The organism is Pseudomonas sp. FW305-E2 (assembly GCF_058782925.1).
On record NZ_JBYSYE010000021.1, the window covers coordinates 32,233 to 58,043 of the forward strand.

24 protein-coding genes and 2 tRNA genes are annotated in these 25,811 nt (G+C 62.5%); 8 read left to right on the forward strand and 18 right to left on the reverse strand.

The features are described 5' to 3' along the window. Positions 1–2: 2 nt before the first annotated feature. Positions 3–76 (reverse strand) — tRNA-Asp (locus AC3WLP_RS16640). Positions 77–89: 13 nt separating this feature from the next. Further along, positions 90–165 (reverse strand) — tRNA-Val (locus tag AC3WLP_RS16645). A gap of 216 nt (positions 166–381) precedes the next feature. Between AC3WLP_RS16645 and rdgC the strand changes: the two genes are divergently transcribed. Continuing rightward, positions 382–1,302, forward strand: a complete 921-nt coding sequence (gene rdgC, locus AC3WLP_RS16650; protein ID WP_003252510.1) for a recombination-associated protein RdgC — start codon at positions 382–384, stop codon at positions 1,300–1,302. A gap of 398 nt (positions 1,303–1,700) precedes the next feature. Continuing rightward, a complete protein-coding gene (gene sugE, locus AC3WLP_RS16655; protein WP_088513583.1) occupies positions 1,701–2,018 on the forward strand; it encodes a quaternary ammonium compound efflux SMR transporter SugE in 318 nt (105 codons plus the stop codon). A 3-nt stretch (positions 2,019–2,021) separates the two neighbouring features. On the opposite strand, the gene AC3WLP_RS16660 is transcribed toward sugE, so the two are convergent. The 4 genes from AC3WLP_RS16660 to AC3WLP_RS16675 form a co-directional block, all read right to left on the reverse strand. Then, the gene (locus AC3WLP_RS16660; RefSeq protein ID WP_088513582.1) at positions 2,022–3,899 is read right to left on the reverse strand and encodes an MFS transporter; all 1,878 of its coding nucleotides are present in this window, start codon (positions 3,897–3,899) and stop codon (positions 2,022–2,024) included. A 157-nt stretch (positions 3,900–4,056) separates the two neighbouring features. Beyond that, the gene (locus AC3WLP_RS16665) at positions 4,057–4,890 is read right to left on the reverse strand and encodes an amidohydrolase family protein (protein WP_088513581.1); all 834 of its coding nucleotides are present in this window, start codon (positions 4,888–4,890) and stop codon (positions 4,057–4,059) included. 24 nt (positions 4,891–4,914) lie between these two features. Further along, positions 4,915–6,189 (reverse strand): MFS transporter, encoded by a 1,275-nt coding sequence (locus AC3WLP_RS16670; protein WP_004575314.1) that lies wholly within the window; start codon positions 6,187–6,189, stop codon positions 4,915–4,917. 94 nt (positions 6,190–6,283) lie between these two features. Continuing rightward, positions 6,284–7,015 carry a GntR family transcriptional regulator gene (locus AC3WLP_RS16675; RefSeq protein ID WP_014592076.1) on the reverse strand — a complete coding sequence of 244 codons (732 nt, stop codon included), beginning with the start codon at positions 7,013–7,015 and terminating at the stop codon, positions 6,284–6,286. A gap of 231 nt (positions 7,016–7,246) precedes the next feature. On the opposite strand from AC3WLP_RS16675, the gene AC3WLP_RS16680 reads away from it, so the two are divergent. Next, positions 7,247–8,425 carry an MFS transporter gene (locus AC3WLP_RS16680; RefSeq protein WP_017147896.1) on the forward strand — a complete coding sequence of 393 codons (1,179 nt, stop codon included), beginning with the start codon at positions 7,247–7,249 and terminating at the stop codon, positions 8,423–8,425. 126 nt (positions 8,426–8,551) lie between these two features. Then, entirely contained in the window at positions 8,552–12,031 is a 3,480-nt protein-coding gene (locus AC3WLP_RS16685) for a hybrid sensor histidine kinase/response regulator (RefSeq protein WP_088513580.1), read from the forward strand. Here AC3WLP_RS16685 and AC3WLP_RS16690 read toward each other — a convergent pair. Further along, positions 12,003–13,376, reverse strand: coding sequence for a DNA recombination protein RmuC (locus tag AC3WLP_RS16690; RefSeq protein ID WP_161774447.1), 1,374 nt, complete (start codon positions 13,374–13,376; stop codon positions 12,003–12,005). The two genes, AC3WLP_RS16685 and AC3WLP_RS16690, sit on opposite strands and share 29 nt — an antisense overlap. Positions 13,377–13,914: 538 nt before the next feature. Further along, on the reverse strand, positions 13,915–14,334 hold the full coding sequence (locus AC3WLP_RS16695) for a tetratricopeptide repeat protein (RefSeq protein ID WP_088513577.1): 420 nt from the start codon (positions 14,332–14,334) through the stop codon (positions 13,915–13,917). A gap of 950 nt (positions 14,335–15,284) precedes the next feature. On the opposite strand from AC3WLP_RS16695, the gene AC3WLP_RS16700 reads away from it, so the two are divergent. The 3 genes from AC3WLP_RS16700 (at position 15,285) to AC3WLP_RS16710 (ending at position 17,668) form a co-directional block, all read left to right on the forward strand. Further along, on the forward strand, positions 15,285–15,509 hold the full coding sequence (locus AC3WLP_RS16700) for a hypothetical protein (protein WP_010952743.1): 225 nt from the start codon (positions 15,285–15,287) through the stop codon (positions 15,507–15,509). Between the two features lie 249 nt (positions 15,510–15,758). After that, entirely contained in the window at positions 15,759–16,241 is a 483-nt protein-coding gene (locus tag AC3WLP_RS16705) for a hypothetical protein (RefSeq protein WP_003252489.1), read from the forward strand. Between the two features lie 146 nt (positions 16,242–16,387). Continuing rightward, entirely contained in the window at positions 16,388–17,668 is a 1,281-nt protein-coding gene (locus AC3WLP_RS16710; RefSeq protein WP_012053441.1) for an OmpP1/FadL family transporter, read from the forward strand. A gap of 41 nt (positions 17,669–17,709) precedes the next feature. Here the strand turns inward: AC3WLP_RS16710 and AC3WLP_RS16715 are convergent, their stop codons facing one another. Next, entirely contained in the window at positions 17,710–18,639 is a 930-nt protein-coding gene (locus tag AC3WLP_RS16715; RefSeq protein WP_088513576.1) for a LysR family transcriptional regulator, read from the reverse strand. Between the two features lie 114 nt (positions 18,640–18,753). Here AC3WLP_RS16715 and AC3WLP_RS16720 point away from each other — a divergent pair, with 114 nt between their 5' ends. Beyond that, a complete protein-coding gene (locus AC3WLP_RS16720; protein WP_012053443.1) occupies positions 18,754–19,014 on the forward strand; it encodes a DUF2798 domain-containing protein in 261 nt (86 codons plus the stop codon). A 144-nt stretch (positions 19,015–19,158) separates the two neighbouring features. Here the strand turns inward: AC3WLP_RS16720 and AC3WLP_RS16725 are convergent, their stop codons facing one another. The 9 genes from AC3WLP_RS16725 to cobU form a co-directional block, all read right to left on the reverse strand. Continuing rightward, complete coding sequence (locus AC3WLP_RS16725; protein WP_003252479.1) at positions 19,159–19,710, reverse strand: glutathione peroxidase; 552 nt, start codon at positions 19,708–19,710, stop codon at positions 19,159–19,161. A 46-nt stretch (positions 19,711–19,756) separates the two neighbouring features. Next, on the reverse strand, positions 19,757–19,879 hold the full coding sequence (locus AC3WLP_RS16730) for a hypothetical protein (protein ID WP_003252477.1): 123 nt from the start codon (positions 19,877–19,879) through the stop codon (positions 19,757–19,759). Beyond that, on the reverse strand, positions 19,876–21,078 hold the full coding sequence (locus AC3WLP_RS16735; RefSeq protein ID WP_017147897.1) for an MFS transporter: 1,203 nt from the start codon (positions 21,076–21,078) through the stop codon (positions 19,876–19,878). Before AC3WLP_RS16735 ends, AC3WLP_RS16730 begins: the two co-directional genes overlap by 4 nt. Before the next feature lie 63 nt (positions 21,079–21,141). Beyond that, positions 21,142–21,546, reverse strand: coding sequence for a MarR family winged helix-turn-helix transcriptional regulator (locus tag AC3WLP_RS16740; protein WP_014754241.1), 405 nt, complete (start codon positions 21,544–21,546; stop codon positions 21,142–21,144). Between the two features lie 62 nt (positions 21,547–21,608). Continuing rightward, positions 21,609–22,724 carry a glycoside hydrolase family 5 protein gene (locus AC3WLP_RS16745; protein ID WP_014754242.1) on the reverse strand — a complete coding sequence of 372 codons (1,116 nt, stop codon included), beginning with the start codon at positions 22,722–22,724 and terminating at the stop codon, positions 21,609–21,611. 225 nt (positions 22,725–22,949) lie between these two features. Further along, entirely contained in the window at positions 22,950–23,672 is a 723-nt protein-coding gene (locus AC3WLP_RS16750) for an adenosylcobinamide-GDP ribazoletransferase (RefSeq protein ID WP_088513575.1), read from the reverse strand. Position 23,673: 1 nt separating this feature from the next. Beyond that, positions 23,674–24,240 carry a histidine phosphatase family protein gene (locus AC3WLP_RS16755; protein WP_014754244.1) on the reverse strand — a complete coding sequence of 189 codons (567 nt, stop codon included), beginning with the start codon at positions 24,238–24,240 and terminating at the stop codon, positions 23,674–23,676. Next, a complete protein-coding gene (gene cobT, locus AC3WLP_RS16760) occupies positions 24,237–25,292 on the reverse strand; it encodes a nicotinate-nucleotide--dimethylbenzimidazole phosphoribosyltransferase (RefSeq protein WP_003252465.1) in 1,056 nt (351 codons plus the stop codon). The genes AC3WLP_RS16755 and cobT overlap by 4 nt, the downstream gene beginning before the upstream one ends. Beyond that, positions 25,289–25,810 carry a bifunctional adenosylcobinamide kinase/adenosylcobinamide-phosphate guanylyltransferase gene (gene cobU / locus AC3WLP_RS16765; RefSeq protein WP_003252463.1) on the reverse strand — a complete coding sequence of 174 codons (522 nt, stop codon included), beginning with the start codon at positions 25,808–25,810 and terminating at the stop codon, positions 25,289–25,291. Before cobU ends, cobT begins: the two co-directional genes overlap by 4 nt. Position 25,811: the final 1 nt, after the last annotated feature.

The window sequence follows — 25,811 nt, forward strand, 5'->3', positions numbered from 1 at the left end:
GGCGCAGCGGACGGGACTCGAACCCGCGACCCCCGGCGTGACAGGCCGGTATTCTAACCGACTGAACTACCGCTGCGCTATACATCGAGTGGTGGGTGATGACGGGATCGAACCGCCGACCCTCTGCTTGTAAGGCAGATGCTCTCCCGGCTGAGCTAATCACCCTTCGTCTCGGTGTGGCGCGCATTCTACGGAGCGCCCCGCACCCTGGCAAGCACTTTTTAAACTTTTTGCAAAAAAAACCTCAGGCCTTTCAAAGACCTAGCGTTGTCGGTCGATTCTTTCATGCATAAGTCACTGCTGGCCCTCTGACAGGGCTGGCCTCAATTCACCGCTCGGAGAATAATGCCCGCCTTATGCATTAAGGAGAGATTGCCCCTCATGTGGTTCAAGAACCTGCTGACCTACCGCCTGACCCAGGAAGTTCCGTTCGAGCCTGAAGCGCTGGAAGCCGCCCTGGCCAGCAAGCCGGCCCGCCCCTGCGCCAGCCAGGAGCTGACCACTTATGGTTTCGTCGCGCCGTTCGGCAAAGGCGAAGACGCTCCCCTGGTGCATGTCAGCGGCGAGTACCTGCTGATTGCCGCGCGCAAGGAAGAACGCATCCTGCCGAGCAGCGTGGTCAACGACGCGGTCAAGGAAAAGGTCGAAGAGATCGAGACCGAGCAAATGCGCAAGGTCTATAAAAAGGAACGCGACCAGATCAAGGACGAAATCATCCAGGCGTTCCTGCCGCGTGCGTTCATCCGCCGCTCGATGATTTTCGCTGCCATTGCACCGCGTCTGGGCGTGATCCTGGTCAACTCGGCCAGCGCCAAGCGCGCCGAAGACCTGCTGTCGACCCTGCGTGAAGTGATGGGTTCGCTGCCCGTGCGCCCGGCCACGGTGAAGATTGCGCCAGTGGCCACCATGACCGACTGGGTCAAATCGCAGCAAGCCGCCGAAGGCTTCTATGTGCTGGACGAGTGCGAACTGCGCGACACCGCCGAAGATGGCGGTATCGTGCGCTGCAAGCGCCAGGACCTGACTGGCGAAGAGATCCAGCTGCACCTGAGCACTGGCAAAGTGGTGACCCAGCTGGCCCTGGCCTGGCAGGACAAGTTGTCGTTCATTCTCGACGACAAGATGGTCATCAAGCGCCTGAAGTTCGAAGAGCTGCTGCAGGAGCAGGCCGAGCAGGACGGTGGCGATGAGGCTGCGCAACAGTTCGACGCCAGCTTCCAGTTGATGATGATGACCTTTGCCGAATTCCTGCCGGTGCTGTTCGAGGCGCTGGGTGGTGAAGAGATTCCGCAAGGGGTCTGACGGGTATGAGATGCGGTGCTGGCCTGAATCGTTTTCTGCCAGCACCGGCCTCTTCGCGGGTAAACCCGCGCCTACGACGGTCTGCACCCAATCACCAATGTGTGCCCACCCCCGATCAGGTGTAGGAGCGGGTTTACCCGCGAATACGGTAGCGGCGGCAACGGTGAACGACGGGTGGAAATTGGCCAGCAGGCCCGGCCCATTCGCGGACAAACCCGTGCCTACACATTTTGAGCAAGACAGTTGACCCTACAAGTGGGTGTGGTACCCCTTGCAGGCGTGGACTTGCCCGGAAGGCCGCAGATTGGCACCATGATGCCACTGTGAGGACGACCTCACGACGCACCGCGTGACCATTCCGGGGACGGCCCCATCATTCAAACGATGGAGACACACTCATGTCCTGGATCATCCTGTTTTTCGCCGGCCTGTTCGAGGTTGGCTGGGCCGTCGGCCTCAAATACACCGACGGTTTCACTCGACCACTACCCACTGTCCTTACCGTCGGCGCCATGGTCATCAGCCTGGGCCTGCTGGGCCTGGCCATGAAGGAGTTGCCGCTGGGCACCGCCTATGCCATCTGGACCGGCGTAGGCGCAGTCGGTACGGTCATCGCCGGGATCATGCTGTTCGGCGAATCCATGGCCCTGGTGCGGCTGGTCAGTGTGGCGCTGATCGTCTGCGGCCTCATCGGCCTGAAAGTCAGCGCCAGCTAACCCCTATCGCAGAGGGCCGCGCAGGCGGCTGACCTGTTCGCGCAACACTTCAGGCTGCGCCGCCTCCACCGGGACGGCGGCGCCTGCCACGATGGTCACCCGCGACCACAGGCGCTTGAAGAAGCCCTTGGCCGGGTCGCGGCTGAAGAAGCTACCCCACAACCCCTGCAAGGCCAGCGGAATCACCGGTACCGGCGTTTCTTCGAGGATGCGGCTGACCCCACCCTTGAAGACATCGATTTCGCCATCGCCCGTCAGCTTGCCTTCCGGGAAGATGCACACCAGCTCGCCATCAGCCAGGTACTCGGCAATCCGCGCGAAGGCCCGCTCGTACGTCGCCTGGTCTTCGTTACGCCCGGCAATCGGGATGGCACCGGCAGTGCGAAACACGAAGTTGAGCACCGGCAGGTTGTAGATCTTGTAGTACATGACAAAGCGGATCGGCCGGCGTATGGCCCCGCCCAGCAGCAACGCATCGACGAACGACACGTGGTTGCACACCAGCAACGCTGCACCTTCGTCGGGGATGCGCTCGAGGTCTCGATGCTGCACGCGGTACATCGAATGGCTGAGCAGCCAGATCAGGAAGCGCATGGTGAACTCGGGCACGATCCTGAAGATATAGGTGTTGACTGCGATATTGAGCAGCGACACCACCAGGAAAAGCTGCGGGATGCTCAGCTTGGCCACGCCTAGCAGGATGATGGTGAGCACCGCCGACACCACCATGAACAAGGCATTGAGGATGTTGTTGGCCGCGATCACCCTGGCGCGCTCGTCCTCGGCCGTGCGGGCCTGGATCAACGCATATAACGGCACGATGTAGAAGCCGCCGAAGACACCCAGGCCGACGATCGACAGCAAGATCCACCACGCCTGGCTCATGCCCAGCAGTGCCAGCCAGTCGTGCGGCGCTGCTGCAGCCGGTACATCACCGGAGTGCCACCACCACAGCAGGCCGAACAGGGTCAGGCCGAACGAGCCGAACGGCACCAGGCCGATTTCCACCTTGCGTCCACTGAGCCGCTCACACAGCAGCGAGCCCAGGGCAATGCCCACCGAGAACAGGGTCAGCACCAGGGTCACCACGGTGCCATCACCGTGCAGCCAATCCTTGGCATAGGCCGGGATCTGCGTGAGGTAGATAGCGCCAACAAACCAGAACCACGAGTTGCCGACGATCGAGCGCGACACCGCCGGCGGCTGGCCCAGGCCCATGCGCAAGATCACCCACGACTGCTTGAAGATGTTCCAGTCCAGCGGCATTTGCGGCGAGGCGGCAGCCGCCCGAGGGATCCAGCGGCTGGCGAGGTAGCCGAGTACCGCCGTGCCGACCACGCCACCGGCCACCACTGTTGCGTAGCTGTCGGCCGACATCATCACCCCCGCGCCGATGGTGCCGGCGAGGATGGCGAGGAAGGTGCCGGTTTCCACCAGCCCGTTACCGCCCACCAACTCTTCCTCGCGCAGGGCCTGCGGCAGGATCGAATACTTCACCGGGCCGAACAGCGCCGAGTGGGTCCCCATACCGAACAGCGCCACCAGCATCAGCCACAGATGGTTGGTGACAAAGCCCAGCGCACCCATCGCCATGATCACGATTTCGGCCAGTTTGATTGCACGGATCAGCGCATCCTTGGCGAACTTCTCGCCAAACTGCCCGCCCAGCGCCGAAAACAGGAAAAACGGCAGGATGAACAGCAAGGCACACAAGTTGACCCAGATCGATCGGTCACCATCGCCCAGGCTGAGCTTGAACAAAATCGCCAGGATCAGCGACTGCTTGAACAGGTTGTCGTTGAAGGCACCCAGCGACTGAGTGATGAAAAACGGCAGGAAACGCCGCTTGCCGAGCAAGGTGAATTGCGAAGAGTGACTCATCGTCCTTGGTCCTGAGGGCTTTTCAATTGGAGGCTCGCCAAGCGCGCCGGGCCACAAATCTGCATGGGAAATGCGCTGACTGGCAAGCACCGGCTCAGGCATGACCAAGCGAGATTGCGTTCAAGGACCTGCCAGCAGTTGCAGCACTGGCGCTACGTCACTCGAAGCCAAACAACGACCGCGCGGTATCCACCATCAGTGCCTGGCGCAACTGCGCTGAACACCCTAAGGCCTCGAACTGTTCGACAGCGGTACCGAAACTGACCTCCGACTCATGCTGGGTATGCGGCCAGTCACTGCCCCACATCAACCGCTCTGCGCCGTAATGGGCTTCCAGTGCGCACAGCGCCTGACGGGCGAATGCCAGGTTCTCTTCCGGCGAGCCCTGCAGCCTGTAGATGCCGGACACCTTCACCCACACCTTGCCCCGACCGCTCAGGGTCAGCAGTTCGGCAAACCCCGGCTGGCCCAGGCCAAGGCGGGCATCCGGGCGGCCGAAATGGTCAATCACGATGTCCAGCCCATAGGGCTGCAATGCCCGCACCAGCACTGGGATGTCCGCCACCTGACGGTGCAGTTCCACGTGCCAACCCTGCTCGCCGATGCGCTCCAGCAGGGGCCGCCACTGCGCGCCGGTCAGGTCAGGCATGTCTTGCCCCATGAGGTTGAGGCGTACCCCCCTGACTCCCAACCGGGCCATTTCCGCCAAGGTCGCCCGCTCGACCTCCCGCTCCAGCATCACCACCCCGCGCAGTTGCCCTGGCACGGTCTGCAAGGCGCTGAGCAGGTAGCGGTTGTCAGTACCCAGGAAGCTGGGCTGGACCAGTACGCCATGGCTGCAACCATGGGCCCGCAGTTGGCCCAGGTAGTCGCCCAGCGGCGCATCGTAACTGGGCGCATAACGCCGCTGGCGGGCCAGGTTCAGCCCACGGCTGAACACGTGGGCGTGGCTGTCGATGGCAGTCAGGTGCAAAGCGGGTGCGTCGGGCATGGTTCTCATACAAACAGGTTCAGGTTACTTGGCGACGGCACCGGCCGTTTCCGGCGCAGGTGCAGATTCAAGGTTGCGGCCACGGGTTTCGGGCAGGCACAGGGCTGCGATCACCGCAACGCCATACGCGATGCCGGCATCGATGCCGATGGCACTGCCCAGCGACATCGACTCGCTCATGTGCCCGACCAGGAACGGGAACACGGCCGACAGCACGCGACCGAAGTTGTAGCAGAAGCCCACCCCGGCGCCGCGCACGTCAGCCGGGTACAGCTCATTGAAAAACGCACCCAGGCTGGCCGGGATGCCGGCGGCGAAAAAGCCCAGCGGGAAGCCGAGGAACAGCATCTGGGTATTGGTCAGCGGGAAGAACACGTAGGCCTGCACGGTCAGTACACAGCACAGGGCGAACAGCAGGATGTTCTTGCGCCTGCCAATACGGTCGATCAGCAGGCCGCTGACCACGCAGCCGCACCAGAAGGCCAGGATGATCACCGCCAGGTAACCGCCCGAGTTCAGCACCGAAAGGTTGCGCTCTGTCTTGAGGAAGGTCGGCAACCAGGTCATCACCGCGTGGTAGCCACCGTGGGCACCCAGGCCGAGCAAGCCGCCCAGCAGGGTCACACGCAGCAGTTCCGGGCGAAAGATGCCAGCCATCGACTGCAAGAAGCTGGAGGGAATGGCTTTTTCTTTCTGCAGGCGCTGGAAGCTGTCCGGCTCAGGCACGTTGCGGCGTACCCAAATGATCAGCAGCGATGGCAGCAGACCGACGAAGAACATCACCCGCCAGGCAAACTCCTGCGGCACCAGTGAGTAGATCAGCGTAAACAGTGCCACCGCCAGCCCCCACCCCACAGCCCAGGCACTCTGCACCGTGCCCATGACCTTGCCGCGATACTTGGGGTTGATGGTTTCGGCCATCAGCACCGCGCCGGCTGCCCATTCGCCACCGATGCCAAAGCCTTGCATGGCCTTGACGAACAGCAACGGGTAGAAGCCGGTGACGAACGCCGAAAGGAAGGTGAAGAACGAGAACCAGAGAATCATCCATTGCAGGGTACGCACGCGACCATAGCGGTCGGACAGTGTGCCACCCAGCCAGCCGCCGATTGCCGAGGTCACCAGGGTCAGGCCACTGATCAGGCCGGCATCGCCCTTGGTCAGGGAGAACGCAGCGATCAGCGCGGGGATGGCCAGGCCGAACATTTGCACTTCCAGCGCATCGAGCGACCAGCCGCCGAAACAGGCCCAGAATGTCTTGCGTTCCCGTGAGGTGATCTCGCGATACCAGCTGAACATGATTGTTATCCTTCTATTCGTGGTGTGACGGGCAGGCGAAGCCACTGCGCCGTGGCAGCACGGCGCAGACAGGTAAAAGGGTGAAGCGACCGGTTTAGCGAATGTCGATGCGGTAGCGGAAGTGCTGCGCATGGCCGCGCGAGCGGCGCCATTCCAGAGGTTTGCCGGCGTAGTCGCGGGCCAGGCGCTCGATCACGACCACCGGGCTGTCGGCCGGCAGTTGCAGCAAGCGGCCATGCACCGCGTCGACCGCTTCGGCGGTCAGGGTTTCTTCGGCGTAGGCGACCACCTGACCGCACAGCGCTTCGTAGATCGGGTACAGCAATGGGCCCTTGCTGTTCAAATCCACGTCCAGCAGCGGCTGGAAGGTTTGGCGCGGCAGCCAGATTTCTTCGGCCAGCACCGGCTGGGCGCCGAGCAGACGTGTGCGAATGATGCGGATCACTTCTGCCTCCCCTGCCAGGCCCAATGCCTCGGCCACTGCCGAAGGCGCCGGCAGCGACTCGATGGAAAGAATGCGGCTTTCCGGCACTATGCGCTCGCCATTGGCGGCCTCGAAACGGAAGAAGCGGAACAGCGACGACTGGAACTGTGGGCGGCGAATGAAGGTGCCGCGGCCCTGCTGGCGCTCCAGCACGCCTTCGGCCACCAGGACATCGACGGCCTTGCGCACGGTACCAATCGACATGTCGAACTCGGTGGCCAAGGCTGCTTCGGTCGGGATCGCTTCCCCCGGGCGCCAGCGGTTGTTGGCAATTTGCGCGACCATGTGGTCGCGCAGTTGTTGGTAGCGGGGCAGTCGAGCATCACCGGTCAATGGGTGCATGGGTCTCGCTCTCGTCTTGTTATATAAACATATATATGAATTTTTCGAGAGTATTCCCTGAGCCTGACGGGCTGTCAATCCTCCGCCTGTCGCCCTTTTGCAGGCGAAACGGCCTTGTGTCGGGAAGGGCAGTGAAGCCGCCCGATTCACTGTAAGGGTGCCGGTGCTGCTACAAGGACCGCATGTGGCTTATGCTTGTGCTCGGCAAACCCGCACAACAAGGACGTGGCAATGCTCGCCGCCATAAAACGCTACCCGCACACCGTTCGCCTGCTGCTCACCACCACCTTCACGCTTACCGTCGCCCGCGCCCTCACCCTGCCCTACCTGGTGGTTTACCTGGCCGACAATTTCCAGCTGCCGATCAGCCAGATCGGTCTGCTGATCGGTGGCGCGCTGATCGTCGCCTCGCTGTTGAGTCTGTACGGTGGTCATCTGGTCGACACCTTGAGCAACCACACGCTGGTCAGCGCCAGTACCCTGCTGTTCGCCCTGGCCTTCGTCGGCGCGGTCGCCAGCCGTTCGGCACTGCCGTTCTTCTTCTGTCTGGTGTTGATCAACCTGGCCCTGGCAGTGGTCGACATTGCTGCCAAGGCGGGCTTCTGCGCGTTACTGCCGGTGGATGAGCGGGCCGAGGTATTCGCCATCAAGTACACCCTCAGCAACGTCGGCTACGCCGCCGGCCCGTTGCTGGGCGTGGCCATGCTTGAACTGAACGACCATGTGCCGTTCCTCGCCTCTGCCCTGCTTGGCCTGGCCATGTGCCTGGCTTACTGGCGCCTGGGTGATCGCAGCCTGCAGGCCAGCGCGCCGGACAAACCTGCGGCCGGCTTCGGCCAAGTGGCGCTGGGGCTGGCGCGGGATCGCCGGCTGGTGTGCTTTACCGTGGGTGGGGTGCTGAGCGCGGTGGTGTTCGGCCAGTTCACCGCCTACCTGTCCCAGTACCTGGTGGTCACCAGCAACCCGGCCGAAGCGGCACGGCTGATCGGCTATCTGGTCACCACCAACGCCGTGACGGTCATTGCCTTGCAGTACCTGATTGGCCGGCGTATCAGCCGCCAGCGCCTGATGCCGTGGCTGTTGGCCGGCATGGGCCTGTTCATCGCCGGCTTGCTGGGTTTTGCGCTGGCAGGCTCGGTACTGGCCTGGTGCCTGGCGATGCTGGTGTTCACGCTGGGCGAAATCATCGTGATCCCGGCCGAGTACATGTTTATCGACCTGATCGCACCGGAGCACTTGCGCGGGGTGTATTACGGCGCGCAGAACCTGTCCAACCTGGGGGCCGCGCTGGGGCCGGTGATGGTGGGGTTTGCACTGGTACACCTGTGGCCGGGGGCAGTCTTCTACCTGCTGGTGTTGTCGGTGATACTGGCAGGGGTGTTCTATGGGTTGGGTACCCGCAGGGGTTGATGTTGCCTGTTCCGGCCTCTTCGTGGGTGAACCCGCTCCTACAACCATCGTCTGCGCTGACGAAGCGGCACTTGCGTGCCAGACTGATTGATCGGGACCGCGTTACCTTTTTGCTTCGGAGTCTTCATGTCGTTGTCCAGCGGGCTGATCGCCGTGGTCGCCCTGGCCTATATGGCCATCATGTTCGCCATCGCCTTCTATGGCGACCGCCGCAGCACGCCATTGCCGCCAAAGCTGCGTGCCTGGGTGTACAGCCTGTCGCTGGCCGTGTACTGCACCAGCTGGACCTTCTTCGGCGCGGTCGGCCAGGCCGCCGAACAGCTTTGGGCATTCCTGCCCATCTACCTGGGCCCGGTACTGCTGCTGATCTTCGCGCCGTGGGTGCTGCAGAAGATGGTGTTGATCAGCAAGCAGCAGAACATCACCTCGATCGCCGACTTCATTGCCGCACGCTACGGCAAGTCGCAGACCCTGGCAGTGGTGGTGGCGCTGATCTGCCTGGTCGGCGTGCTGCCGTATATCGCCCTGCAGCTCAAGGGCATCGTACTGGGCGTGAACCTGTTGATCGGCGCCAACGCCGACGCCACCGGCACCCGCGTGCAGGACACCGCGCTGGTGATATCGCTGGTACTGGCGCTGTTCGCGATCGTCTTCGGTACCCGCAGCCTGGATGTGACCGAGCACCACCGCGGCATGGTCCTGGCGATCGCCTTCGAATCGCTGATCAAGTTGCTGGCGTTCCTTGCCGTGGGCATCTTCATCGTTTTCAACCTGTATGACGGTTTCGACGACCTGTTCAGCCAGGCCCGCCAGTCGATCCACTTGCAGGACTATTGGAAAGAAACCATCAATTGGCCGTCCATGGTGGTGCAAACCGCCGTGGCAATGATGGCAATCATCTGCCTGCCCCGGCAGTTCCACGTTACCGTGGTGGAGAACATCGAACCGCAGGACTTGCGCCTGGCGCGCTGGGTATTCCCGATGTACCTGGCACTGGCCGCGCTGTTCGTGGTGCCGATTGCCCTGGCCGGGCAGATGCTGCTGCCCGGCACGGTGATCTCCGACTCGTTTGTCATCAGCCTGCCCCTGGCCGAGGCGCACCCGAGCCTTGCCCTGCTGGCGTTCATCGGCGGCGCCTCGGCGGCTACCGGCATGGTGATCGTCGAGGCCGTGGCGCTGTCGACCATGGTGTCCAACGACATGCTGCTGCCCTGGCTGCTGCGCCGCAACAACGCCGAGCGGCCTTTCGAAGCATTTCGCCACTGGATGCTTTCGGTTCGCCGGGTAACCATCGTGGTGATCCTGCTGCTGGCCTATGTCAGCTACCGCCTGCTGGGCTCCACCGCCAGCCTGGCGACCATCGGCCAGATCGCCTTTGCCGCTGTGACCCAGCTTACCCCGGCCATGCTTGGCGCGCTGTACTGGAAGCAGGCCAACCGTCGCGGCGTGTTCGCCGGCCTGGCCGCTGGCATTTTCCTGTGGTTCTACACCTTGGTGCTGCCGATTGCCGCGCACAGCCTGGGCTGGTCGTTGCAGTTGTTCCCTGGCCTGGCGTGGCTGCACGGCAACCCGCTGAACCTGCCGATCAGTCCACTGACCCAAGGTGTGGTGCTTTCACTGGCGGGCAACTTCACCCTGTTCGCCTGGGTTTCGGTGCTGTCGCGCACACGGGTTTCCGAGCACTGGCAGGCCGGCCGGTTCATTGGCCAGCAGACCAGCGCGCGGCCCAGCAGCAAGCCGCTGCTGGCGGTGCAGATCGACGACCTGTTGACCCTGGCCTCGCGCTTTGTCGGGGAAGAGCGCGCACGGCAGAGCTTCATCCGCTTTGCCTACCGCCAGGGCAAGGGCTTCAACCCGAACCAGAACGCCGATGGCGACTGGATCGAGCACACCGAACGCCTGCTGGCCGGGGTACTCGGTACCTCCTCGACCCGCGCCGTGGTCAAAGCGGCCATCGAAGGCCGCGACATGCAGCTGGAAGACGTGGTGCGCATCGCTGACGAAGCCAGTGAGGTGCTGCAGTTCAACCGCGCCCTGCTGCAAGGCGCCATCGAGAACATCAACCAGGGCATCAGCGTGGTCGACCAGAACTTGCACTTGGTGGCCTGGAACCGCCGCTACCTGGAGCTGTTCAACTACCCGGACGGGCTGATCAGCGTAGGGCGACCGATTGCCGACATCATCCGCTACAACGCCGAGCGCGGCCTGTGCGGCCCCGGCGAGGCGCAAGTGCATGTGGCGCGGCGGCTGCACTGGATGCGTCAGGGCCGCGCGCACTCCTCCGAGCGGCTGTTCCCCAATGGCCGGGTGATCGAGCTGATCGGCAACCCGATGCCGGGCGGCGGCTTTGTCATGAGCTTCACCGACATCACCCCGTTCCGCGAGGCCGAGCAGGCCCTGCGCGATGCCAACGAACGCCTTGAACAACGCGTGGCGGAGCGCACCCACGAACTGTCGCAGTTGAACCAGGCGCTGTCCGAAGCCAAGAGCCAGGCCGAAGCGGTGAGCAAGTCCAAGACCCGCTTCCTGGCCGCCGTCAGCCATGACCTGATGCAACCGTTGAACGCCGCACGGCTTTTCTCTGCCGCCTTGTCGCAACAGGCCGAGGGCATGAACGAAGAGGCCCAGCAGTTGGTACAGCACATGGACAGCTCGCTGCGCTCGGCTGAAGAGCTGATCAGCGACCTGCTGGACATCTCGCGCCTGGAAAACGGCAAGATCACCCCGGATGCCAAACCCTTCGCCCTCAACGAGCTGTTCGACACCCTGGGCGCCGAGTTCAAGCTGCTGGCGGCCGAGAAAGGCCTGGAGTTCCGCCTGCGCGGCAGCCGCCTGCGGGTGGACAGCGACATGAAACTGCTACGCCGGGTGCTGCAGAACTTCCTCACCAATGCCCTGCGCTACGGCAAGAGCCCGATCCTGCTAGGCGCGCGCCGACAGGGCGAGCGCCTGTGGCTGGAGGTCTGGGACCGTGGCCCGGGCATTGCTGACGACAAGCTGCAAGTGATCTTTCAGGAGTTCAAGCGGCTGGACAGCCACCAGACCCGTGCCGAGAAGGGGCTAGGCTTGGGCCTGGCCATCGCAGACGGCCTGTGTCGGGTGCTGGGGCATCCGCTGGAAGTGCGCTCATGGCCAGGCAAGGGCACGGTGTTCCGCGTCAGCGTACCGATTGCACGCCAGGCCGCCGCGGCGCCAAGCGCGCCCGTGGAACAACAGGGCGGCCAGCCACTGGCCGGGTTGCACGTGCTATGCGTGGACAACGAAGACAGCATCCTGATCGGCATGAACAGCCTGCTGAGCCGCTGGGGTTGCCAGGTATGGACCGCGCGCAACCAGGCCGAATGCGAAGCCCTGCTAGCCAAAGGCATGCGCCCGCACCTGGCATTGGTGGACTACCACCTGGACGACGGCGAGACCGGCACCGGACTGATGGGCTGGCTTCGAGCACGGCTGGGTGAGCCGGTACCCGGTGTAGTGATCAGCGCCGACGGCAGCAAGGAAACCATCGCCCTGGTACATGCATCAGGGCTGGACTACCTGGCCAAACCGGTCAAGCCCGCGGCCTTGCGCGCCCTGCTCAATCGCCATCTGAGCCTGGCTCAGTAACCGCTACGTCGGGCAGCGCCTCGTCGGACAGCGCCCGCTCCAGCAGGTCTGCCGGCAAGCTCTTGCTGGCACGGGCGCCCAGTAGCTTAAGCTGCTCGCTGCGGCTGACCAGGTTGCCACGCCCTTCGCACAGCTTGTTGCGCGCGGCAGCATAAGCCTTGTCTACCTGCTGCAAGCGGCTGCCCAGCTCGTCCAGGTCCTGGATGAACAGCACGAACTTGTCGTAGAGCCAGCCGGCACGCTCGGCAATTTCGCGGGCGTTCTGCCCTTGACGCTCCTGCTTCCACAGGCTGTCGATCACCCGCAAGGTCGCCAGCAACGTGGTAGGGCTGACAATCACGATCTGCCGGTCGAAGGCCTCCTGGAACAGGTTCGGCTCGGCCTGCAGGGCCGCCGAAAAGGCCGCCTCGATGGGCACGAACAACAACACGAAATCCAGGCTGTGCAGGCCTTCAAGGCGGCTGTAGTCCTTGCTCGACAGGCCTTTGACGTGGCTGCGCAGCGACTGCACATGCTGCTTGAGCGCAGCTTCGTCGTTGCCGGCAACGAACTGCTGGTACGCAGTGAGGCTGACCTTGGCGTCCACCACCACCTGCTTGTCGCCGGGCAGCATGATCAGCACATCCGGCTGGAAACGCTCGCCATCGGCGCTTTTCAGGCTGACCTGGGTCTGGTATTCGCGGCCCTTTTCCAGGCCGGCATGCTCCAGCACGCGTTCGAGGATAAGCTCACCCCAGTTACCCTGGGTTTTCTGGCCCTTCAAGGCCTGGGTAAGGTTGGTGGCTTCGTCGGACAGGCGCAGGTTCAGCTGTTGCAGGCGCTCCAGCTCCTTGCCCAGCGAGAAGCGCTCGCGGGCCTCTTGTTGATAGCTTTCCTCCACGCGTTTTTCAAAGGCCTGGATGCGCTCCTTGAGCGGGTCGAGCAACTGGCCAAGGTGCTGCTGGCTGGTCTGGGCGAAGCGCTGCTCGCGCTCGTCGAAGATCTTGGTGGCCATGTCGGCGAACTGGGCGCGCAAGGTGTCACGGGCCTCCTGCAGGTCTTCCAGGCGTTGCTGGTGGCTTTCCTGCTGTTCACGCAGTTCTGCGTCCAGGCGCGCGGTTTGCGCTTCCAGGCGGCGCAGTTCGGCTTCGCGGTTGGCGCGCTCAAGGCTCCAGGCGTGGGCCGCATCACGGGCATTGTCGCGGTCGATCTGCAGCAGCTCCAGCTCACGGCCTTGGGCGGCCAGCTGGGCCTGTTTGACGGCGTTGGCCTCACTGAGGTCGCTGACCTCGTCGCGACTGGCGTCCAGTTGCGCCTGCAGGCCAGCCTGGGCCAGCTGGGCAGCGTTGAGGCGCTCTTCGAGCAAGGCCTGCTCACCTTGCCGTGCGCCCTGGCGGCGCTGCACCTGCATGACCCACACCAGGCAGGGTATTGCGCCTGCCACCAAGCCCAGCAGAATGCTGGCCAGATCCACTGTCATGCTTACCCCGAACGCTCTGATGCAAATAGAGTGCAGCTTATCAGCCTGATGGGTGTGTTGCCTGCATCCGCCTCTTTGCGGGGAAGCCCGCTGCGCAAGCCTGAAGGCAAAGCCCGCACGGTCGCCCGTAGGAGCGGGTTTACCCGCGAAGAGGCCGGCCCTGCTGGCCAATTTCCACCCGCCGTTCACCGTTGCCGCCGCTACCTTATTCGCGGGTAAACCCGCTCCTACACACGCATCGGGGGTTGAACACAGGCCGCCGTAGGAGCGGGTTTACCCGCGAAAGGGCCGGGCCTGCTGGCCAATTTCCACCCGCCGTTCACCGTTGCTGCCGCTACCGTATTCGCGGGTAAACCCGCTCCTACCACGGCGGTTGACACACATCGGTGATTGCTCGCGAAAGGGCCCGTGCAGGCAAAAAAGCTCAGACAGAAAACCACTGTCGCAACAAGCGCCGCGCTTCCTGCGACCCCTGCCCTGCCGCAAGCTCAAGCCAATAGCGCGCCTGCTCCGGCTCGTTGTGCTGACACAGCCGAGCGTACTCCAGCTGCGCCCGCCGATCCCCTGCGCGGGCAGCCTGACGCAGCAGCTCATGGCCTATACGCCGGTCACGGGCGTTGCCACAATCGCGGCACAGCATCTGCCCCAGGCGGCTCTGCGCCACAACCACACCTTGGCGCGCCGGCTGCTTCAACAAGCGCCCGGCCAGGTGCTTGACCTGAGGGTTGTCGCCCAGACGCGGGCTGTCGAGCAACCACAGGGCCACTTTCAGGGAAAAGCGTTTGGCAGGAGGTGCAGATGTCGATGCAGCGGGGCTGGAAAGGTGTTTACCGCGAAACTTCATGAGCAACAGGTTTGGTAACTCGAAAGGCGCGCCACTCTACTCTTTTTTTTTCGCCCTGGCCTGTCGATTTCTGAAGGATTGAAAAAAAATTCAATGATCTTTTCTTGACGTTTTCAGGTGGATGACCAACCGGTCTGTTGGAGCATGGCGATTGTCGGACAGTCCATCCCATTGCTGGCACGCCCGTGCTAGAGCAAGCGCTCGGGACAATCCACAGTTCCTGTGGATAACTCGGTGGACAACCCCCTCTCATACCCCTCAAACCCCCGTGAATTGGGGGCTTTGGTCAAACTGACGATTTTTTCACCAGCTAAAAATAGTGTTTTTTTTCATTGACTTAACCACGCAGTCAAGGCATTGGCGAGGCTGCTGGGTGGTGTTGCCAAGCCGTTACAAGCGCTGCCCCGAATGTGAACAAGTGCACCATAAACCTCCATTTGGGTGCACGAAAAGGGCACATCGGACGGCATTTGGGCCATTTGCCCCCTCTTCCCAGCAGCGAAAATTCGCGCCATACTGCGCGGCTCACCTGAACAAACGTAGTGCTTGCCAAACATCTTCGCTTCCGGTAAGGTGCCCCTCGTTAGTACCAAGCTGAAAGTCAATTCTGGCCGCAAGCGTCCTTGCAGGCTCGCTCCCCCCAAGAGCGTCCCTGCTGAAACAAGGACCGGCCCATTCAATGATTCCCTCGCCAGCCTTACGCTGCGCAAGCACGAATCACATGACAGATTGATCAGGATCCCACCTCGACGGCCTAGAACCTTGGCCCCGGCGTGCTGCCTGCCTTCCGAAGTACCTACCAGTCAGCCCAAGCGCCTACATTTGATTGCGCCCCCTCTGGCTGCCCTGTTCCAGTCAGGTTCGTTCGTCCCTTAATAAAGGCGTCACTGGAACGTTTCTATCATGCACGGATCATATCCCCCGTGTTTAAAGCAGGAACCTCCAACAATATGCAAACTCATCATCAGATTCAGGCTGCCATTGGCACCCTCTCCCAGGCCTTCTCGCCGTTGAAGTGCCTTATCGTTGCCCCACGCAAGGGCAGCTTCAGCTTTACCTTGGTAGACGAACACGGCGTTGCCTGCCACACCGAACGCCTGTACCACGAGCAGTACAGCCGCCATGAACCGCTGCAGGCGGTGATCGCCCGGACGCGTCAGTCGCTCACCGCGTGACCGGCGAATACCGCGGTATTCAAGCGCTGAATCATCCAATCGCAAGACTGCCTGAACGCCTTTGGCGTAATTGCCTTAGGGCATATAGCCCGGAGCATCAGGCAGTAATCGATTTAAAAACAGCTCTTTACACCACGATTATCACACTACACTTCAACTCGAGCGGTGCTTTCCGCTCCCGGCGGGCCTGATCATTCACCAGCTGCCAAGCTCCAGCGCCCGTCCGGCCCTTACCTGCTCGAGGGCATCATGGGTATTGCGGCGAATGAATTGTGTCAGTATGTGATCCGACCCACCCTGGTCTACCTGAACCGTCACTGCGCCAGCGCCGAAGCCTTGCTACTGGGTATCGCCGCCAGCCAGTCAGCACTCGGCTCAGCCCTGCACGACCGACGCGGGCACGGCCTCTACCGCATCGGCGAACATCGTCACCAGGCGCTCTGGGACGAATACCTGGCCCGTGACCCCGACCTCGCCAGCCTGGTCCGCGGCCTGGCCAGCCAGCATGCCTTCCTGGGTGGCCCGCACCTGGAGCTCACCGTCAACCTGCGCTATTCCACTGCCATTGCCTGGATGCTCATCGAAGAGCAGGCCACCCCATTGCCTGCGGCGGACGATCTGCTGGCACTGGCGCGTATCTGGCGACAGATTTTCAACCCCCAGGGTCGTCTGCGCGACTTCACCCATGCCTGGCATGCCTGCATAGATCAGAAATTGCCACAGGCATCTTGAGACGCGTCCTACAAGTAAACCGGAAAAAATGGAATTTTGGTCGGATTGTCCTACAAAACTGCGCTAACTCCTGCGATTGAGCCTATAGCGCAGCGCGTGATTTGTTGGTAGCTTTTCGCCCCGGAGACCCAAGGAGTTTTCTAATAATGAAAAAAGTAATGCTCAAAACCTCCCTCGGCGTAGCCGTTGCGCTTGCTTCCAGCCAACTGCTCGCCGCCGGGTTCGCGCTGAACGAACAAAGTATCAGCGGTATGGGAACCGGTTTTGCGGGGCGCTCGTCCTCTGCCGACGATGCCAGCACTGTGTATGGCAACCCAGCCGGCATGTCCCGCCTCAAGCGCGAACAATTCACCGTGGGCGGCGCTGCCGTCATCGCCAAGACCGACATATCGGGCCCAGGCAGCAACTTCGGGGGGGAAACCGATGGTGACATGGTGCCTCTCGTTGGCGTACCCATGGGCTATTACGTCAAGCCGATTGATGATCACTGGAGCGTTGGCTTCGGCGTTTACGTGCCATACGGCCTGATCACCGACTACGGTAGCGATGACGCTGCACGCTACTGGGGCAAGAAGAGCAAGGTCGAGGTTGTCACCTTCCAGCCAACCGTCAGCTACGCCTTCAACGACAAAGTGTCGATCGGTTTTGGCCCGACCATCAACCGTATCAAGGGTGAACTGGGTTCGAACCTGAGCAGCAAGGCCCTCCTGGGGCCCAATGGCCCTGATGGCGAGACCAAGATCAAGGGCGACGACACTGCAATCGGTTACAACATCGGCGTTCTGGTGCAAGCTACGGACCGTACCCGTCTGGGCCTGACCTATCACTCGATGGTCGACTACAAGCTTGAAGGCAATACCCGCGTTTCCTACCCGATTCCACAGCTTGGCCTGAACGGCAAGTTCGACGCCAGCCTGAAAATCAAGACACCAGAGTCAGTGGACTTCTCGGTCACTCATGAACTGGATGACCATTGGACACTGTATGCGGGTAGCACCTGGACGCGCTGGAGCCGCCTGGAAAGCATCGTCGTCGAGAACGAAGCACCGGCAGGCTACCCGTTGAAGACCATCACCGAAGAGCAGAACTGGCACGACACCTGGGCCCACGCCATTGGTGCGTCCTACAAGGTGAACAAGGAGTGGACCCTGCGCGCAGGCTTCTCCGTCGACCAGTCGCCCACCAACAACCATGATCGCTCGCCACGCATTCCGACTGGCGATCGTAAAGCGGTCAGCTTTGGTGCCGGCTGGAGCCCGAACGATGACATGACCATCGACGTTGCCTATTCGTATCTGTGGGAAGAGGATACCAAGGTCAACAACCTGCCAAGCTCGCAACAACAAGGGCTGTTGAAAGGCAGCTACCAGGCCAAGTACGAGAACAGCGCTCACGGTATCGGTGCATCCCTCACCTACCGCTTCTGATTCCTGTGCGTTACATGAAAACCGCCTTCGTGGCGGTTTTTTCATGCCTGCACTTTCCAGCTGTCGCCCAGGCATTCGCGCAGGTAGTCCATGAATGCGCGCACCTTGGTGGTCATGGCAAAGCGATCGGCCAGGCACAGGTAGATGTCCATGGGCTCGGTCTGGGCGTAAGCCTGGCTGCTGTCGCAGTATTCGAACAGCGGCACCAAGGCCCCCGAGGCCAGGTGCGGCCGCACGATGAACTCGGCCAGACGGGTGATGCCACCATCGTGCAAGGCCATCTGGGTCAGGGCATCGATATCGTCGCTGATCAATACAGTGCCGAATTCCGCTTCGAAGCGCAGGCCGTCCCGCATGAAGCCCCAGCGCAAGAAGCGGCCATCCACCGGATAGCGAAACACCAGGCAACGGTGCCCGCGCAAGGCCTCGGGCGTGGCAGGTACGCCAGCACTTTGCAGGTATCCGGGTGAGGCACAACAAATGAACGGGATGCGGGCGATGCGCCGGGCCAACAGCTGGTCTTCGAGCTGCGGGGCAATGCGCAGGCTCACGTCAACGTCTTCACGGGCATGGTTGACCCGACGATCAGTCGTTACCAACTCTATCGAAAGCAAAGGGTAGCGGGCACTGAAAGCAGGTATCAATGGCGCCAGCACATGGCGGCCGAAGGCAGAGGTCGAAGCAATGCACAGCCGCCCCTGAGGCTCGCTGTCGGGTGTTGTCACCGCCTGTTCGGCCAGGGCCAAATCACGCTCGATATGCTTTACACGCTCGTAATACTGGGCGCCAGAGGGCGTCAGGGCCATGCTGCGGGTGGTTCGACTGAGCAGGCGAACTTGCAGGTGGCTTTCCAGCCGCGCCAGGTTCTGGCTGACGGCTGCCGGACTAAGGCCGAGGATACGGGCACCAGCGGCGATGCTACCGGCTTCGACCACCTTGATGAAGCAGCGAATGGCGTTGAGCAGGTCCATGGGGAGCGCCTGGATTCGTAAGAATTTCTTTATAAAGAACTCAATGCCGCGGGTCTACAGCTGCAGGCGTGCAGGTTGCTAATCTGCGCTTCCACTCAGTTTTCAGGAGTTCGCATGAGCAACCTGCCCCGATCGCGCAGTCGACGTAAATTGCACCCGGTCGCTACCCCCTACGTTTTCGCGCTCTACATGTCGTCGATCATGGCACTGTTGATGTGCTTCGTGATCACGGCGGCCAATGCCGGGTTTACCCCGGAGTATCTGGGCAATGTGCTCAAGGCCTATCAGCTGGCGATGCCGGTGGCATTTGTCTGTGTGCTGGTGGTCCGGCCGGTGGTGGTGCGGTTGGTGGCGATTACCGTGCATGCACGGTGAAGCCACCCGCAGCCAGCCACTTCCTGTTTTTGATCTTGATCTTCGCGACTTCAGGAGGCCTGCGCTTGGCCTCCTCAAGTCGCAATCTGCGTCGCCTGAACTACCGCGCGCTTAGACGCAAAAGCCGCAGCAAGCACAGCCTGGTTACTGCTGTGAGGCGATGGCCTTTTCGATAGCGGCGCGGAACGCAGGATCATCCGGTTTGGTCAGGCTGGAGAAGTTACCGATCACCTTGCCCTTGCGATCGACAACATACTTGTAGAAATTCCACTTCGGCGCACTGCTCTGGCTGGCCAGCTCCGCAAACAGCGGTATCGCATCCTTGCCCCGCACCGCCTGCGTCTTGGTCATGGTGAAGGTGACACCGTAGTTGGCATAGCAAACCTTGGCAGTCTTCTCACTGTCGGCGTCTTCCTGCTTGAAGTCATTGGACGGCACGCCGAGCATTTCCAGGCCTTGCTCGTGATATTCCTTGTACGTCGCCTCAAGCCCCTCGAACTGCGGGGCAAAACCGCAATAACTGGCAGTATTCACCACCACGAGCGGCTTGCCGGCAAAGCGCTCGCAGAGGTCGACCTGCCCCTTACCGCGCAATTCCGGCAGGCTGCCCTGCAACAACGCAGGGCAATCTGCAGCCCAGCTCGATGTGCTGGCAAGCAGGGCCAGCACCGGCACCGTCAACCAATGTGCACGCATGACTCGTCTCTCCTGCATCGCTACCTTTGAACTTGCAGGGTAGCGCCTAACAAACACCCATGCCCAGTTGCATCAACGCCATCCCTCCCTGATGCCAGCCCCACCACACCAGTGCCAGCACCAGCAGCACGGCAATAGCCAACAGCCCGCGGACCAGGTAACGGTTCATGCAGCCTGTGCCTGCAGGCGTGAAACCGGGCGTTCGCGCACCGGCCAGTTAAGGGCAGCGGCCAACAAGCTGAGCAGGATGGAAATCTGCCAGACCAGGTCGTAGCTACCGGTGCGGTCATACACCACCCCACCCAGCCAGCCCCCCAGGAACGCACCCAACTGATGGAACAGGAACACGATACCGCCCAGCATGGACAGGTTGCGCACCCCAAACACCGTGGCCACGGTGCCATTGGTCAACGGAACCGTGGACAACCACAGCAGCCCCATGGCAATGCCGAACAGGTAAGCACTGAACTCGCTCACCGGCGCCCACAGGAACAGCACGATCACCACCGCACGCAGCAGGTACAACCCGGTCAGCAGGCGCGGCTTGGACATGCGCCCGCCCAACCAGCCAGCAGTGAAGGTACCGACGATGTTGAACAGGCCGACCAGCGCCAGCACTGTCGTACCGGTGGCCGCAGCCAGGTGCTGGTCAACCAGGTAGGCCGGCAGGTGAACGCCAATGAATACGACCTGGAAGCCACAGACAAAAAAGCCCAGCGCCAGCAACCAGAAGCCTGAGTGCGTGCACGCCTCGCGCAGCGCCTGGCCCAGGGTCTGCTCGGCACCGTGACTGGGTAACGGGCGATCGCGCAGCAGGCCGACGAAAGGCACGATGAACGCCACCAAAAGGCCCAGTACCAGCAACGCTGCCGACCAGCCCAGCCACTGAATCAGGCCTTGGGTGCCCGGCAACATGGCGAACTGGCCGAATGACCCGGCGGCGCTGGCGATCCCCATGGCCATGCTGCGCTTTTCGGCCGGCACGGCACGCCCGACCACACCGAGAATGACCGAGAACGACGTGCCGGACAGGCCGATGCCGATCAGCAAGCCCGCACTCAGCGACAACGACCAGGGCGAATCAGCCAAGCCCATCAAGATCAAGCCGGCGGCATAGAGAATACCGCCGATGATGACCACCCGCGCCGCACCAAGCCGGTCGGCCAAGGCGCCAGCGAACGGCTGCGCCAGGCCCCAGATCAGGTTCTGCAGGGCAATGGCGAAGGCAAACACCCCACGCCCCCAGCCAAAATCAGCACTCATCGGTCCCAGAAACAGGCCAAAGCCGTGCCGTACGCCCAGAGACAGCGCCAGTATCAAGGCCGCCCCCACCAACACCCATCCGCTGGTTCGCCACACCGAAGTCATTGTCGTTATCTCCAGCACATCGCAAGGTTTTACGGGTATATACCCGCTTATAGTCGTTTCACTTCAGGCCAGTTGTTCCAGCAGTCGCACCAGTTCATCCCGCTGCCCCAACCCAAGCCGTTCAACCAGTTCTTTCTGGGCCTGCTCCCAGGCTGGGTGGGCAACGTGCAGCAGTTGCTTACCCGCCGCGGTCAACAGCACCACGCGGTTACGCTGGTCATCGCCCTCGCCCAGTGCTACCAGCCCATCCGCCTCCAGCACACGCAGGTTGCGGCCCAGGGTACTGCGCTCGAGCCCCATGGCTTCGGCCAGGGCTGTGATGCTGGGTCGGTCGAGCCGCTGCAGGTGCCGCAGCAGGGAAAACTGGGCGACATTGACCCCGAAGCCGGCTAGGGCTTCGTCGTAATGCCGGCTCACGCCGCGGGCGGCGCGACGCAGGTGGGTACAGATGCATTCACTGGTCAGCATGGATACGTGTATATACCCGCGTACTGAGTGTTGCAAGAAGTTTCACGAAAGAGTGAGAAGCGTCAGTCCGGGTTCAAGCGCCTGCGGATCGGCTCGAACTCAACCGTGGCCTTGCGCACCAAGGGGTCTGGCGCGCCCTGCTCGACCGCCTGCCAGTAGCGCCACGGCACCTTCGCCGTACCCAGTTCGTAGTCCATGCCATCCCAGTTGTCTTCACGGAAGCTATAGAACGCCCAGTGCAACCGGTTGCGATCAAGCACGACGAGTACATCTTCAAGGTACTGCCGACAACCCGGCAGCCTGCGCATGCAGCCAAACTCGCCCACCACCAGACGAGAAAGCGGCAGCCCCATGGCCTCGGCCCATGCCAGCGGCTGGCGCAAGTAGCCTTCAACTCGCCGCCCATCCCACAGCTGTGTCTGCCCGGCAAAAGATACGGGGCCTGGATAGGCGATGGGCTGTTTGCGCGCCATGTTCGGCGCACTGGTTGCGGCATAGGGCTCATACATGTGCACGCTATACAGCACTCGCGGGTCTTCCAGCGGCGCCGGCCAGTAGCCGAACGCGTCTGCGCCTGCATACCAGCCGGCATCGACCATGATCGGCGTATCAGCGTCTTCTTCGCGTATGGCCGCTATCAGTTGCCGGTACAGCAAGGGCAGATCGCGCGCACCGCCCTGTTCTTGCGCATACCACTGCTGCATCTGCCCGAGTTCGGCATGTTCAGCCAGGCCGCCCTGTTTCTCCGGTGCTGGCTCATTGATCAGGTTGTAGGCCGCGATGGCCGGATGACTTTTCAGTTCGCGCGCCATATCTCGCCAGAACGCCGCAGCCTGGGACCAGTAACGTTTGTCTTGCCACAGGCGATCATCGAACTGGCCCTGGTTGTTTTGCGACCAGCGCATACCCGGTAGCGAGAGTGGCGCGATGACCACCTTGAGCCCCGCCTGGTGCGCCCGGTCGAGGGTGGCACGCAGCACAGCCAGGTCGGCATCGGGCAGGCCTTCATAGGTATCGGCGCTGCCGAGGAGGAAATCACGTTTCACCGGTTGCCATTTGTCGTACGACAGCCGCACCCATGTGGCGCCGTACCCCCTCAGGGCATCGAAGTAGGCTTGATCGGGTGGCAGCCGGTTGAAGCTGTTGCCGCCGTGGCGTGGAGTGTCCCAGAACGCCATGAGGTCTGCAGCAGAGGCTGGGAGGGTGGACAGGACCAATAGACTGGCAAAGATCCAGTGACGCACGGGAAGCCTACCTGGTTGCTTGGGGAGGCTGAGGATACGCCGACAAGGAAGAGGCAGGCGCTTCCGGACCGTTTCTGGAAGTTACTGCCCCCTCCACACCTATGGCGTGCTGCGAAAGCACCGCAAAGCAGCCGCTAAAGGGCCGTCCAGATCAAGCGCTCAAAGCCCCAGCGCCAACCCGAGCACGACGGCCAGCTCCAGCAGCTCCAGCAACGCACCGGCGGTATCACCGGTGGTCCCGCCCAGGCGCCGGCACATCAGATGCCGCAACCAGGCAAACACCGCCAGCGCCAGCAGCACGCTCCATCCGCCCAAGAAGAGGCAGAACAGCAAGCAAGCCAGCAACACAAACCCCGCTGCGCGCCGGGGCAAATGTTCGGCCAACGCCTGGCCCAACCCGCCAGGTCGCACATAAGGTGTGCCAAGGAACAGGCCCAACATCGCCGCCCGCCCGATCAACGGCGCCAGCAGCAATTGCGCGCCGATGCCCTGCCCGACCAGCACCCACAATGCGCAAAACTTCAGCAACAACACCAAGACCAGGGTGACCACGGCAATCGGCCCGCTGCGCGGGTCTTTCATGATCCGCAAGGTGCGCTCACGGTCGCCGAAACCACCTAGCCAGGCGTCGGCACTGTCCGCCAGGCCATCCAGGTGCAAGGCACCACTGAGCAGTACCCAGAGTGTCAGCAGCAAAGCCGCGTGCAACGGCGACGGCGTGCCCTGAAGCAGATGACTGGCCAACCACAGCAGCAAGCCGAACAGCAACCCGACCAGCGGGTAGTACAGCAGCGAACGCCCTACCTCACGCGGTGCCGGCATGCCCGGCAGGCTCACCGGCAGGCTGCTGAGAAATTGCAGGGCAATCCAGAACGGCAACATCTCAGGGCACCTCGACCAGTTGCCCATCGCCACCTGGCACCAGCCGCATCAACGCGCCATGGCCAACCTCGACCTGCAGCAACTGCTCCCTGGGCAAGCCACGGGCACGGGCCAGTAACAGTCGCATGACGCCGCCATGAGTGACCAGCAGCACGCGCTTGCCGGCATGCTGAAGGCGCAAACGCTCGACAGCCGCCAGCACCCGTTCGGCAAACGCCTCGACCGGCTCGCCATTGGGCGGTGTGAAGGCGTAAGGGTCGGCCCAGAAACGGCCCAGTGCATCAGCCTGGTGCTCCATGATCTGCGCGGCACTTTGGCCCTCCCAATCACCGAAGTGCAGTTCCTGCAGGGCGGGCTCACGCTGCACAGGCAGGTTCAACTGCGCACCCAGCTCATCGGCAAAACGCCCACAACGTTGCAGCGGCGAGCTGACCAGCACCTGCCATGGGCCGCCGTCGGCTACCGCGCCACGCATCTGTGCCCAGCCCTTGTCGGTCAAGGCATCATCAAGGCTGCCACGCAGGCCGCCCTGTTCCGTTTCACCATGGCGCAACAAGTCGAGGATCATGCCGGGCGGTCCGCCACCGCGGCCTCGGCAAAGGTCGCCATCTGCCCATGCAGCGCACAGGCCAGGCGCAACAGCGGCACCGCCAAGGCAGCGCCACTGCCCTCACCCAGGCGCAAGCCCAAGGCCAGCAGGGGCTCGGCCTGCAGTGCAGCAAGCAAGGCCTTGTGCCCGGGTTCAGCGCCCTGATGAGCGAACAACAGCCAGGCCCGACACTGCGGGTTGAGGCGCACTGCCACGAGCGCAGCGACACTGCAGATAAAGCCATCCACCAGCACCGCGACACCCGCCTGCGCACAACCTATGTAGGCACCGACCAACGCCGCGATCTCGAAACCGCCAACACAGCCCAGTACCTGCAACGGGTCTTCAGCACGCAGGCCATGCAGGCGCAGCGCCCTCTCGATGACTTCAGCCTTGTGCTGTACCCCGGCGTTGTCCAGACCGGTGCCAGGGCCGCTCAGCTCCGACGCCGGACACCCCAGCAGAACACTGGCCAAGGCTGCGGCGGCTGTGGTGTTACCAATGCCCATCTCGCCACCGATGAACAGCTGTGCGCCCTGTTCGGCGCCGCGCTGGGCACTGTCGCGACCGGCCTGCAAGGCCGCTTGCAGCTGGTTTTCGGTCATCGCGGGTTGACGGGCAAAGTTGGCAGTACCGGTGCCCAGCCGCAGATGGCGCACGCCGGGCAGTTCCAGCTGCGCGTCAATGGTGCCCAGGTCGACCACGTCCAGGCTGGCCTGCAGCTGCCGCGCCAGCACACTGATCGCCGCGCCCCCGCCGACGAAGTTACATAGCATCTGCCCGGTTACCGCCTGCGGATAGGCCGAGATGCCCTCTTCGACCACGCCGTGGTCGCCGGCAAAAATGGTAATGGCAACCTGATCCAGCGTGGGTCGTTCAAGCCCCTGAAGGCCAGCCAGCTGAATCGCCAGCGCTTCAAGTTGGCCGAGCGAGCCTGCAGGTTTGGTCAGTTGCTGCTGACGGGCGCGGGCCTGGTCCATGGCGGCGTTGTCGAGGGGTTGGCAGGCGTCACGCCACCAGGCTTGGGTCATAGTGCAGGTCCTTTGAGGATTAAGGGCAGGCCGGCCACGGTCAGCACGACACGCTGACAGCGTTCGGCCACCGCCTGGTGCAGCCAGCCGGCCAGGTCGACATAGCGCCGGGTCAGCTCGCCCATGGGCACGACGCCCAGGCCGGTTTCGTTACTGACCAGGATAAGGGTGCCAGGTAACTGTTCCAGGCACGCCAGCAGGGCATCACGCTCCTCGGCCAGGCGCTGGTCATCTTCCAGCATCAACAAATTGGTCAGCCACAGGGTCAGGCAATCCACCAGCAGGCAGCGCCCTTCGGCCGCTTCGGCGCGCAGTACCGCGGCCAGGGCCAAGGGCTCTTCGATCAACCCCCAGTCATCCGGCCGGCGCTGACGATGCAGCAACACGCGTTCGTTCATTTCGCCATCCAGCGGCTGGCTGGTGGCGATGTAGGTCACCGGCAAGCCGCTGGCACTGGCCAACTGTTCGGCCAGGCGGCTTTTGCCAGACCGGGCGCCACCGAGAATCAGGTTACGCATG